The 264-nt window shown below is 59.8% G+C and carries 1 protein-coding gene; it reads right to left on the reverse strand.

What is annotated here, in order from left to right; translation table 11 throughout:
- Nucleotides 1-264 (reverse strand): cell division protein FtsX (locus tag HWE01_RS22705; RefSeq protein WP_502798468.1); only part of this gene is annotated, 264 nt, incomplete at both ends.

Consider the following 264-nt stretch of genomic DNA (forward strand, 5'->3'; position numbering starts at 1 on the left):
GTACAGGAAAGGCCGGCGCACGTAGGCGTCAGTGCCGCCTACCAGCTTGATCACTTCGATCTCGACACGGCGGTTTTCAATGTGTAGACGAATTGTGTTACCGATTACTAACAGCAGGGCAGAAATCAGCATCACGGCCAGGCCGAAGACGAAGCGGTCACCGAGTTTGAGGATGGCCGCCAGGCGCTCGACCCACACCAGGTCAAGTTGCGCCACTTCCACCCGCGGCAGCTCCGACAGGCGTTGACGCAAGGCATCCAGGGC

This window comes from Herbaspirillum sp. C7C8 (assembly GCF_022627875.1).
GTDB lineage: Bacteria > Pseudomonadota > Gammaproteobacteria > Burkholderiales > Burkholderiaceae_D > Herbaspirillum.